Below are 11,191 nucleotides of genomic sequence, written 5' to 3'. Positions count from 1 at the left end.
GGAGGTGCCGTTGCGGGTTGCCGTGATGGGCTGTGTCGTCAACGGTCCGGGTGAGGCCCGTGAGGCGGATCTGGGTGTGGCGTCCGGTAACGGCAGGGGGCAGATCTTCGTCAAGGGCGAGGTCATCAAGACCGTTCCGGAGTCGAAGATCGTCGAGACCCTCATCGAGGAAGCCCTGAAGATCGCCGAGGGCATGGACGACGCGGGGACACCGTCAGGAGTCCCCACCGTCACCGTGAGCTGAAACAGGACCGGAGAGGGGGCCCGAGCGTGACCATTCTGGAGAACATCCGGGGACCGCACGACCTGAAGAAACTGACCGGACCCGAACTCGGCGAACTCGCCGCGGACATCAGGAGGTTCCTGGTCGACGCGGTGGCCAGGACCGGCGGCCACCTGGGGCCCAACCTCGGGGTGGTGGAGCTGACCGTCGCCCTGCACCGGGTCTTCGACTCGCCCGTGGACCGCATCCTGTGGGACACCGGGCACCAGAGCTACGTGCACAAGCTGCTCACCGGGCGGCAGGACTTCTCCAAACTGCGCGGGAAGGGCGGCCTGTCCGGCTACCCCTCGCGCGAGGAGTCCGAGCACGACGTCATCGAGAACTCGCACGCCTCGACCGTGCTCGGCTGGGCGGACGGCCTCGCCAAGGCGAACGAGGTGCTCGGCCGCCCCGATCATGTCGTCGCCGTCATCGGGGACGGAGCGCTCACCGGCGGCATGGCCTGGGAGGCGATCAACAACATCGCGGCGGCCAGGGACCGTCCGCTGATCATCGTGGTGAACGACAACGAGCGGTCGTACGGCCCGACCATAGGGGGCCTCGCCGACCACCTCGCCACCCTCCGTACCACCGACGGCTACGAGCGCTTCCTGTCGTGGGGCAAGGACGTCCTGCAGCGCACCCCCGTCGTCGGACAACCGCTGTACGGGTCGCTGCACGGGGCGAAGAAGGGGTTCAAGGACGCGTTCGCCCCGCAGGGCATGTTCGAGGACCTGGGACTCAAGTACGTCGGGCCGGTCGACGGGCACGACATCGCGGCCGTCGAGTCGGCGCTCAGCCGGGCGAAACGCTTCCACGGGCCGGTGCTGGTGCACTGCCTCACCGAGAAGGGCCGCGGGTACGCGCCCGCGCTGGAGGACGAGGCCGACCGGTTCCACACCGTCGGCGCGATGGACCCGCTGACCTGCGCACCGCTCGTCCCGGCCGACAGGCCGTCCTGGACATCGGTGTTCGGTGACGAGATCGCCGCGATCGGCGCGGAACGCCCGGAGGTGGTCGCCATCACCGCGGCGATGCTGCATCCGGTCGGGCTGACGAAATTCGCCGACGCCTTCCCCGGGCGGGTCTGGGACGTCGGTATCGCCGAGCAGCACGCGGCGGTCTCCGCGGCGGGGCTCGCCACCGGCGGGCTGCACCCGGTCGTCGCCGTCTACGCCACGTTCCTCAACCGCGCCTTCGACCAGCTGCTGATGGATGTCGCACTGCACCGGTGCGGGGTGACGTTCGTCCTCGACCGGGCAGGCGTCACGGGCCCCGACGGTCCGTCCCACAACGGCATGTGGGACATGTCCGTGCTCCAGGTCGTGCCGGGGCTGCGGATCGCCGCCCCACGCGACGCGGACCGGCTCCGGGAGGAGCTGCGCGAGGCCGTCGCCGTCGACGACGCACCGACCGTGCTGCGCTTCCCCAAGGAATCGGTGGGGGAGCCGGTCCCGGCGATCGGCCGGATCGGCTCCATGGACGTACTGCACCGGGCCGAGGCTCCCCACGTCCTCATCGTGGCGGTCGGGGTGCTCGCCTCCGTCTGTCTGCAGGCCGCCGAGCTCCTGGCGGGTGGCGGCATCCGCTGCACGGTCGTCGACCCGCGCTGGGTCAAGCCGGTCGACGAACAGCTCGCCCCGCTCGCCGAGCAGCACCGGCTGGTCGTCGTGGTCGAGGACAACAGCCGTGCGGGCGGAGTCGGTTCAGCGGTGGGGCAGGCGTTGCGCGACGCCGACGTCGACGTACCCCTGCGTACCTTCGGCATCCCCGAGCAGTTCCTCGCGCACGGCAAGCGCGCCGAGGTGCTGGCCGACATCGGGCTCACACCGGTCGAGATCGCCGGACGGATCAGCGCCACGCCGGCCGTCAGGAGAACACTTCGGGGAACCATTGAGGAGAGCGGGGAATGAAGGACGACGGACCCAAGGGCTTCGATCTGGCGCAGCTCCTCGCCGAACGCGGCGCCGAACGCTACGAGCTCCACACGAAGTACCTGAATCACCAGCTCCCGCGCATGCTGCACACCATCGGCTTCGACAAGGTCTACGAGCGGGCCGAGGGCGCCCACTTCTGGGACGCGGAGGGCAACGACTACCTCGACATGCTCGCGGGCTTCGGCGTGATGGGTCTGGGCCGCCACCACCCGGTCGTCCGCAAGGCGCTGCACGACGTCCTGGACGCCTCCCTGGCCGACCTGACCCGCTTCGACTGCCAGCCCCTGCCCGGGCTGCTGGCGGAGAAGCTGCTCAGCCACAGCCCGCACCTGGACCGGGTCTTCTTCGGCAACAGCGGCACGGAAGCCGTCGAGACCGCGCTGAAGTTCGCCCGGTACGCCACCGGGAAGCCGCGCGTCCTCTACTGCACCCACGCCTTCCACGGCCTGACCACCGGCTCGCTCTCGGTCAACGGCGAGTCCGGCTTCCGGGACGGGTTCGCGCCCCTGCTGCCCGACACCGCGATCGGGCTCGGCGACCTCGACGCACTGCGGCGCGAACTGGGGCGCGGCGACGTGGCGGCACTGGTCGTCGAGCCGATCCAGGGAAAGGGGGTCCACGAGGCGCCGCCCGGCTTCCTCCGCGCCGCCCAGGAGCTGCTCCACCGGCACAAGGCGCTGCTCATCGCCGACGAGGTGCAGACCGGCCTGGGCAGGACCGGCGACTTCTACGCGTACCAGCACGAGGAAGGTGTCGAGCCCGACCTGGTCTGCGTCGCCAAGGCGCTCTCCGGCGGCTATGTGCCGGTCGGGGCGACACTCGGCAAGGACTGGATCTTCCGACGTGTCTACTCGTCGATGGACCGGGTCCTGGTCCACTCGGCGAGCTTCGGCTCGAACGCCCAGGCGATGGCGGCGGGGCTCGCCGTCCTCGCGGTGATGGAGGACGAGGAGACCGTCGCGAACGCCCGCCGCACCGGTGATCTGCTGCGCGAGCGGCTCGCCGCGCTCATCGGGCGGTACGAGCTGCTGCACGACGTCCGCGGCCGGGGGCTGATGATCGGCATCGAGTTCGGCCGGCCGTCCTCGCTGAAGCTGCGCAGCCGCTGGACCATGCTGCAGGCGGCGCGCAAGGGGCTCTTCGCCCAGATGGTCGTCGTGCCGCTGCTGCAGAAGCACCGGATCCTCACCCAGGTCTCCGGCGACCATCTGGAAGTGATCAAGTTGATCCCGCCGCTGGTGATCGGTGAGCCGGAGGTGGACCGGTTCGTGAACGCGTTCACGGCGGTGATGGACGACGCCCACAGCGGCGGCGGGCTGATGTGGGACTTCGGCAGGACCCTGGTCAGGCAGGCCGTCGCCAACCGCTGAGTCCCGAGGGTTTGCCTCGGAGGCAAGAAATTTGCCTCCGAGGAAAAGTCCTGGCCCAATGGAGATATGAATCCTCCCGACGGAGGGGTGGCCGACGAGCTTCCCGGAATCGCGCCACGCCTGCGTGACCTGCGCCGCAGCCGCGGACTCACCCTGGAGACCGCCGCCCGGCACGCGGGGCTTTCCCCCGCGCATCTCTCCCGGCTCGAAACGGGCCGGCGACAGCCTTCGCTGCCCATGCTTCTCGGCCTCGCCAGGATCTACGGTACGACGGTCTCCGAGCTGCTCGGCGAGATTCCCCCCGAACGTGACGCGATCGTCCGCGGCGGCCCCTTCGAGGGTGCCGAGGCCGACGGCTGGATGTACCAGCAGGCCGGTGGCTCCGGCCGGGCCATGCAGGCGCTGCGCGTACGGGTTCCGTACGGCGCGCAGGGCGATCTCGTGCGGGTCCACCCCGGCGAGGAGTGGCTGTACGTGCTCGCCGGGCGGCTGCGGGTGAGCCTGGGGGACACCGTGCACGATCTCGGCCCCGGCGACAGCGCGCACTTCGACTCTCTCACCCCGCACCGGATCGCCGCCGTGGAGCGCGGCGGATCCGAGCTGCTCTTCGTCCACACCCTGCTGCAGAGCCCCACCGCCGAGCTGTGCCTCGGCAGCGGGATGCACCGCCGCTGAGACCGGCCCGCCCGGCCGCGAGAAAGGATTGTCGTGTCCGATTCAGAGAACTACGACCCGCTCACCCCGAGGTCCAGGAAGAACTACGAGGCGCAGGAGCAGCGGTTCCCGCGCGGTCTGGTGATCCGGCTGGTGGCCTATCTCGTCGCCGGACACGTCTTCGCGGCCTTCCTCTACCTGCTCTTCGCGGTGGCCGGCAAGGGCTGACCACCGCCGCGGAGAGCTCCGGTCACGCCGCTTCGAGCAGCCGTCCGCGCAGCCGCTCCAGGATCTCCGGGGTGAGCTTCAGGCCCTCGGCGAGATAGCGGTCGGTGCTGCCCCAGGTCTCCTCGATGGTGGTGAAGGCCTGGGCGAGGTATTCGGCGCGGGCGTCGAAGAGCGGGCTGAGCAGCTCCATCACCTCGGCCGACATCCCGGTCGCCGAGGTGTCGGTGCGGCGGACCTTGTACCGGCGGTGCGGGTCGTTGGACTTCAGGTAGTCGGCCTCGATGGCCTCGCGCTCGACACCGACCGCGAGCAGCGACACCGCGATCGAGAGACCGGCCCGGTCCTTGCCGGCAGCGCAGTGCATCAGCGCCGGGACGCTGTCTTCGGCCAGGGCGTGCAGTACCCGGCTGTGCTCGGCGGTCCGGTCCAGGATGATCGCCCTGTACGAGGCGGTCATGCGGGCCGCCCCCTTGCCGTCGTCGAGCACCGAGCGGAGCTGTTCGATGTCGCCGTCGCGGACCATACGCCAGAACTCGGCGCCGTCGGCCGGGTCGGAGAGCGGGATGCTCACGTTGCGTACGCCCGGCAGTTCCACGTCCACTCCGTCGAGCTTGTGGTCCGCGGCGTTCCGGAAGTCGAAGATCGTGTGCAGCCCCAGGCCGCCGAGGAACGTCGCGTCCTCGGCGGTGGCGTGCGCGAGGTGACCGCTGCGGAAGAGCCGTCCGTACCGCACCCGGCGCCCGTCCACGGTGGGCAGCCCGCCCACGTCGCGGAAATTGCGCACACCCGCCAGCTGGGGTTCCGTCGACGGGACCTGCGGCACCTGCTGCGTCACGGCTTCTCCTGGGGTCTCTGGCGTCGGCGAGGCTCGCCGGCGAGCTCACTCCTGCGACGATACGACATTGATTCCTCAGGCAATCAGTTCGGCCGTCACCGGCTGAACGCGCTCGACGCGGGCGGCCGCGCCGCCGAGGAGGAAGGCCGGCGGCGCGGCTGCGCGCCGGTCCGGTCCGGCTCGTAACGGATCGCCGTGCGACGGCTTTTCGGCGGTGCAGGGGAGTCGGCCGGTGGGCCGTGCCCGCGCGCAGGCACGGCCCGTGGCGGTCTGCGCCGGCGTTGGTGCTCCGGGGCGGGGTGCCGCGGGGTCACGCGGCCGTGCAGCAGGGCTGCGGGCGACCTGGATGCGTAAGTGCTCGGGCCGCGCCACACGGAGAATGTTCATGACATGTCCGTATTGAGGCATTTGAAATAACATGCCCCGCTTATAAGGGGGATGGCGGCCTTCTCGTGAGCGGGATCATATCCGTGACGGTGTGTGCCGGTGCGGCCGGTGGGTATTCCCGACGCCGTGCGGAAAGCCAAGATCCGTAATCCACGGAGGGTGACCGGTATTCCGTTCCGAATTTCCGTAGCGGATTCCGGTCCGCATTCGGCGGCTTGTTTCCGTCGTCCCCGCTCGTCTACGGTCACCACTCAATCCGGATGGACCGCCTAATCCTGCCGCCGTCCGGAATTCGCACCCACTCACGCGTGGCAGGAGCGGGGGAACCAGGTAAGCCGCCGACCGGAGGAATCCGGCCGGCTCGGGGTGAAGTCGCGCTTCGTGCGACCGGGCATCTCCAGCCCGAACCCGACAGCTCACCTCGTAGGCGCCGGAGAGGAATTCTTCATGCCCACATCGGGTAAGCACCGCCGTCCCAAGGTCAGCACCATCGCCCGTGGCGTCGTCGCCGCCGGCGCCGGTGGGGCCGTCATCGCCCTCCCGCTGCTCGGCGCCACCGGTGCCCACGCCGCGGAGCAGGCCGCGCCCGCCGCCGCGCAGTCGGCCGTCAAGCAGGCCGTCCCGGTCGCGAAGGAGCAGGCCGAGACCCGGACGTACTCCGTCGTCTCCGGCGACTCCCTGTCGAAGATCGCCGCCGAGCAGCAGGTCAAGGGTGGCTGGCAGAAGGTGTACCAGGACAACCGCGTGGTCGTCGGTGACGACCCGAGCCTGATCTTCCCGGGCATGAAGCTGACGCTCGGCTCCAAGCCGGCCGGCTCCGCCGCGGCCACCGCGCAGGCCGCGCCGTCCAAGGCTCCCGTCAAGTCCACGACGTCCGCGAGCGCTTCGGCCGCCCCCAAGCCCGCGGCCGCCCAGAGCAGCAGCTCCGGTTACGTCCACCCGGTCCCCGGCAACCACACCACGGCCTACCGCGCCTCCGGTTCCAACTGGTCCAGCGGCAGCCACACCGGTATCGACTTCCCGGTCGCCACCGGCACGAGCGTGAAGGCGATCACCTCCGGCACCGTCGTCACCGCCGGATGGGGTGGCGCGTACGGCAACGAGGTCGTCATCAAGCACGCCGACGGCCACTACTCGCAGTACGGCCACATGTCCTCGCTCTCCGTCTCGGCCGGCCAGACCGTGACCGCCGGACAGCAGGTCGGCCTCTCCGGTGCCACCGGCAACGCCACCGGTCCGCACCTGCACTTCGAGGTCCGCACCGGTCCCGCGTACGGGTCGGACATCGACCCGATCGCGTACCTGGCCGCGCACGGGATCAACGTCTGATCCAGTAGGGCTGGTTGAAGGGGCGGTGCGCGGCGGCGCACCGCCCCTTCACTTATTCCCCCTTTACCAAAAACTGACCGGGTGGTCTATCTCACCTCCCGTCAACCCCTTATTACGGTCGCGTAGGTCACATTCGGCGGTGCAGGATGTGCCCTTGTGGCAGACGATTCGAGAAACATTCAACGTGGCGTCAACAACCGGCGTGGCGCCATCGGGTCGTACGCGGCGATCGGCGACAGCTTCACCGAGGGAGTCGGAGATCCCGGCCCGGCCGGAACGTTCGTCGGCTGGGCGGACCGCTTCGCGGTACTCCTCGCGGACCAGCTCCCGGACACCGGTACGGCGAACAGCCCCGACGGTCCGGCTCACGGGAATTTCCGGTACGCCAATCTCGCCGTACGCGGCCGTCTCCTCGACCAGATCGTCGCGGAGCAGGTGCCGCGCGCGAAGGAGCTCGCACCCGATCTGGTGAGCTTCTGCGCGGGCGGCAACGACATCATCCGGCCCGGCACCGACCCCGACGACGTCGCCGAGCGCTTCGAGCGGGCGGTCGCCGAGTTGACCGAATCGGTCGGCACCGTCATGGTGACCACCGGCTTCGACACCCGGGGCGTTCCCGTACTGCGCCATCTGCGCGGCAAGATCGCCACCTACACCGCACATGTGCGTTCCATCGCCGACCGCTACGACTGTCCGGTCCTCGACCTGTGGTCGCTGCGTTCGGTGCAGGACCGGCGCGCCTGGGACGACGACCGGCTCCACCTGTCGCCCGAGGGGCACACCCGGGTCGCGCTGCGCGCCGCCCAGGTCCTCGGCCTCGATGTGCCGGCCGATCCCGACCAGGCGTGGCCGCCGCAGGCACAGCGCGGCACGCTGGAGGTCCGGCGCGACGACATCCACTGGGCGCGGGAGTATCTGGTGCCCTGGATCGGGCGCAGGCTGCGCGGCGAGTCCTCCGGCGACCACGTCGAGGCGAAGCGGCCGGATCTGCTGCCGCTCTGAGTGCCACCCGCCGGACGGGCCCGGCCCCCCGGCGGGTCAGGTCCGTCCCGCGACGGGGGACAGTGGCAGCAACGGGCGTCCCGATGGGGCGGGTACGCCCGGCCGCCCGGCAGGTATGCGCTCCAGTACCCCGCCTGCGAACACGTCGTACAGCGGCAGTGTCTCCAGATGTACGTAGCCGATGTGGCAGTCGCAGACGGCAAGCGGACAGGCCCGGGGGCCGAGCGCGCGCCGGTAGCTGCCGTCGTAGAGATTGCCGAGTTCGGCCGGGACGAAGTGGCAGCGGCGCACCGTGCCGTCCCCGTCCACCGAGACGACCGACTCACCCGTCCGGCAGGGCATCCCGGCCGAGCGGTGCGGGTGCCGGCTGTACGGAAAGAGCGGGTCGAGGGCTGTCCAGCGGTCCGCCTCCTCGTCCGTATAGCTCTGTCCTTCGGCCGCATTCACCCAGAGATAGACCTCGCCCGGCAGGTCGGCGCGGAGCCGCCGCGCCTCGTCGAGGTGCTCGTCGAGACCGACGACACCGACGCTGTACCGGATTCCGAGGGCGCTCAGCTCACGGCACCTGGCGAGGAAGCGCTCGTAGGGCGTCTGCCCCGGGTGGTACGTGCACCACAGCGCGATCTTGTCGCGCCCGGCGGCCCCCGTCTCCGCCAGCCACCCGGTACGGCCGCTGAGATTGGTCTGGATCGCGACCCGGCCGATGTGCGGCAGCTGCGCCAGCTCGACCAGCGCCCGGCGGTACCAGGAGCGGACCAGCCCCTCGCCCCAGGGCGTGAAGAGCACCGAGATCCGGTCACCGGTCTGCGCCGCCGCCCACGTGGTGAACCGCTCCAGCGCGGCGCGGTCGGTGCGCAGCTGCCCAGGACTGTCGCGGCGCTTGGCGAACGGGCAGTACGGGCAGTCGTAGTCGCACGATGCCAGCGGACCGCGGTAGAGGACAGTCAGCTCCAGGGGGCCGGCCCGGTGCGGTTCGGTGACCCGCTCCATGTGCGTGCTCACTTCTGTTCGTACGCGGCCATCGCGGCCCGTACGGCGGGGGAGAACAGCTCCGGTCCCAGCGCGTCGGAGTGGGCGAGCCCCTCGGGGGAGAGCCGCAGCAGCCCGGACGCGCCGACGGCCGCGTCCAGCCAGCCACGTGCCTCGAAACGGTCCAGCTCGCTGCGGAAGTCCTCCTCCGGGGAGGTGCCGAACCGTGCGCGGTAGTCGGCCGTCTGCAGCCCTCCGGCCTGGAGGAGCGACTGCAGGAGGTGGCGCCTGCGTGCCTCGTCGGCGTCGACGTGACGCCCCACTTCGGCGTACGAGAAGTCCTCGGTGGCGGTGTAGCGGTCGATGATCGACCGTATCTCCCGCATCTCCACCGCGTAGTCGAACGAGTAGTGCAGGCGGCCGGTGTACGAGCGGGCGCCGCAGCCGAGCCCGATCATGCCGTCCGTCTGGCACGCGTAGTCCGCGGGGCCCTCCTGCGGGGCGCCGGCACGGCGGAACATCCGCATCGACACCTGCTCGTAGCCATGGGCTCGGAGGTGGTCCCGGCCCGCCCGGTACAGCCGCAGCCGCTGCTCGTCCCAGACCACGTCCGCCCCGGCGCCCAGCCGGCCGAGTCCGGTCAGCGGACGCACGTACAGCGGGTAGAGGTACAGCTCCTCGGGCCGCCAGCCGAGTGCCGCGTCCAGCGAGGTGCGCCAGCTCCTCTCGGTCTGTCCCTCGATTCCGTAGATCAGATCGATGTTGAGGACGGGGATGCGTGTGTCGCGGATCCGGCCGAGAGCAGCCTCCACATCCGTGCGGCGCTGCGGCCGGACCGCCGCCCGTGCCTCCGCGTCGACGAAGCTCTGCACGCCGATGCTGATCCTGGTCGTCCCGCGGTCGGCCAGCACCGCCAGCCGGTCGGCCGTCGCCGTCGACGGCGAGGTCTCGACCGACAGGGGAACGGACCGCAGGTCGGCGCCCATCCGCCTCTCCGCGATGTCGCAGAGCCGCTGCAACTCGGCAGCGGTCAGGAAGGTGGGGGTGCCCCCGCCGAACGCCGCCGCGGCGAACCGTACCGGCTCGTCGTCGCCCAACGCGTCCCGTACGGCGGTGGCCTGACGGTCCAGCGCGTCGAGATAACGGCCCGTCAGCTCGTCCGGCGCGCCGATCCGGGTGAAGAGGTTGCAGAAACCGCAGCGGACCTCGCAGAACGGTAGGTGGAGATAGAGCGAGAGGGCGTCCTTGTGCTCTCCCGCCCAGAGGTCACGCAGCGCGGGCCGCCCGGCGGGGTGTCCGTCCAGCGGCCGGTAGGCCGTCTTGTGCGGATAGGCGTAGACGTAGCTCTGGTACGGGCGGACGGTGCGCGGGCTGTTCATCATCGGGCGGTTGCCCCCGGTTCCAGGAAGAAGTGCGCGTACGGAACGGTCCAGACCGCCTCGTGGCCGAGGCGGTGACCGGTGTAGCCGTCGTCCCCGTACGCCGTGCCGTGGTCGGAGCAGACGATGGCGAAGCAGCGGCGGCGGCTGCTCGCGGCGGCGAGGAGCCGGCCGATGTGGGCGTCGACGTACTCCAGCGCGGCCGCGTGCGTGGCCCGGGAGTCACCCACGTCCCGGGTGGCGCCCGGCCGGTGGAACCAGTTGGGCTGGTGCAGAGCCGCCACATTGACGAAGAGGAACAGCCGCTGATCGGCGGGGAGTTCCGCGACGACCTGTTCGGCCCGGGTCACCTGCGCCTCGAAGGAGGTGGGTGAGGCGACGCCGAACTCCGGTTCCCAGTGACTCTCCTGGAACATGCCCGGCAGCACCGACCCGAGCGGTCCCTGCCGGTTGAAGAAGCCCACGCCGCCGATGCATACCGTGCGGTAACCGGCACCGGCCAGGGCCGACACCAGATCGGGTGTATCGAAGACGAAGGTGCGGGGCGCCGTGGTCTCGCTGCCCGCGAACCGTGCCGCGAACAGCCGGGGGTGCGGGCCGGGGGTGGCGGGTGTCGGCAGGAAGCCCGCGAAGATCGCCTGATGCGAGGCGTAGGTGAAGCTGCCCGGCGCATGCCTCTTCTCCCAGGCGCCGCCCGGGAGATGACGGGCGAGGTGCGGAATGCGTCCGGCGGCCGCGAGCTCCGCGGCCACGTCGTGACGCAGGGTGTCGAGAGTGACGAGCAGCAGGTCGTGACTGCCCACGATCTCGTTCATGTCCGGATGCGCGGTGTCCTCGGG

The 11,191-nt window shown here is 70.6% G+C and carries 11 protein-coding genes and 1 riboswitch; of the genes, 7 read left to right on the top strand and 4 right to left on the bottom strand.

All coding sequences use genetic code 11. The annotated features are described in order from the left end of the window. From ACFVXE_RS20605 to ACFVXE_RS20585, 5 genes are all read left to right on the top strand, one after another. Positions 1 to 244, top strand: a 244-nt coding sequence (locus tag ACFVXE_RS20605; RefSeq protein ID WP_389672847.1) for a flavodoxin-dependent (E)-4-hydroxy-3-methylbut-2-enyl-diphosphate synthase, incomplete at its 5' end; no start/stop codon positions are given. A 26-nt stretch (positions 245 to 270) separates the two neighbouring features. Continuing rightward, a complete protein-coding gene (dxs, locus tag ACFVXE_RS20600; protein WP_389672845.1) occupies positions 271 to 2,175 on the top strand; it encodes a 1-deoxy-D-xylulose-5-phosphate synthase in 1,905 nt (634 codons plus the stop codon). Next, positions 2,172 to 3,569, top strand: a complete 1,398-nt coding sequence (locus ACFVXE_RS20595; protein ID WP_389672843.1) for an aspartate aminotransferase family protein — start codon at positions 2,172 to 2,174, stop codon at positions 3,567 to 3,569. The genes dxs and ACFVXE_RS20595 overlap by 4 nt, the downstream gene beginning before the upstream one ends. Positions 3,570 to 3,635: 66 nt before the next feature. Further along, positions 3,636 to 4,244 (top strand): helix-turn-helix domain-containing protein, encoded by a 609-nt coding sequence (locus tag ACFVXE_RS20590; RefSeq protein ID WP_389672841.1) that lies wholly within the window; start codon positions 3,636 to 3,638, stop codon positions 4,242 to 4,244. Positions 4,245 to 4,277: 33 nt separating this feature from the next. Continuing rightward, on the top strand, positions 4,278 to 4,451 hold the full coding sequence (locus ACFVXE_RS20585) for a DUF6126 family protein (RefSeq protein WP_389672840.1): 174 nt from the start codon (positions 4,278 to 4,280) through the stop codon (positions 4,449 to 4,451). Between the two features lie 22 nt (positions 4,452 to 4,473). Here ACFVXE_RS20585 and ACFVXE_RS20580 read toward each other — a convergent pair whose 3' ends face one another. Beyond that, a complete protein-coding gene (locus tag ACFVXE_RS20580) occupies positions 4,474 to 5,286 on the bottom strand; it encodes a tyrosine-protein phosphatase (RefSeq protein WP_389672838.1) in 813 nt (270 codons plus the stop codon). A gap of 672 nt (positions 5,287 to 5,958) precedes the next feature. After that, a riboswitch (cyclic di-AMP (ydaO/yuaA leader) is annotated at positions 5,959 to 6,116 on the top strand. Between the two features lie 4 nt (positions 6,117 to 6,120). On the opposite strand from ACFVXE_RS20580, the gene ACFVXE_RS20575 reads away from it, so the two are divergent. Together ACFVXE_RS20575 and ACFVXE_RS20570 are read left to right on the top strand one after the other, a co-directional pair. Next, complete coding sequence (locus ACFVXE_RS20575) at positions 6,121 to 7,002, top strand: peptidoglycan DD-metalloendopeptidase family protein (protein ID WP_389672836.1); 882 nt, start codon at positions 6,121 to 6,123, stop codon at positions 7,000 to 7,002. 156 nt (positions 7,003 to 7,158) lie between these two features. Next, on the top strand, positions 7,159 to 8,004 hold the full coding sequence (locus ACFVXE_RS20570; protein ID WP_389672834.1) for an SGNH/GDSL hydrolase family protein: 846 nt from the start codon (positions 7,159 to 7,161) through the stop codon (positions 8,002 to 8,004). A 36-nt stretch (positions 8,005 to 8,040) separates the two neighbouring features. Here ACFVXE_RS20570 and ACFVXE_RS20565 read toward each other — a convergent pair whose 3' ends face one another. The 3 genes from ACFVXE_RS20565 to ACFVXE_RS20555 are packed head-to-tail and all read right to left on the bottom strand — an operon-like array spanning position 8,041 to position 11,167. Further along, complete coding sequence (locus tag ACFVXE_RS20565) at positions 8,041 to 8,958, bottom strand: STM4011 family radical SAM protein (RefSeq protein ID WP_389672856.1); 918 nt, start codon at positions 8,956 to 8,958, stop codon at positions 8,041 to 8,043. Positions 8,959 to 9,002: 44 nt separating this feature from the next. After that, complete coding sequence (locus tag ACFVXE_RS20560) at positions 9,003 to 10,352, bottom strand: STM4012 family radical SAM protein (protein ID WP_389672854.1); 1,350 nt, start codon at positions 10,350 to 10,352, stop codon at positions 9,003 to 9,005. Next, positions 10,352 to 11,167: an STM4013/SEN3800 family hydrolase gene (locus tag ACFVXE_RS20555; RefSeq protein WP_389672833.1), complete on the bottom strand. Its 816-nt coding sequence runs from the start codon at positions 11,165 to 11,167 to the stop codon at positions 10,352 to 10,354. The genes ACFVXE_RS20560 and ACFVXE_RS20555 overlap by 1 nt, the downstream gene beginning before the upstream one ends. Between the last annotated feature and the right edge of the window lie 24 nt (positions 11,168 to 11,191).

Source organism: Streptomyces sp. NPDC058231, assembly GCF_042882275.1.
Classification (GTDB): Bacteria; Actinomycetota; Actinomycetes; order Streptomycetales; family Streptomycetaceae; genus Streptomyces.
This window is presented reverse-complemented; position numbering and strand designations above follow the sequence as displayed.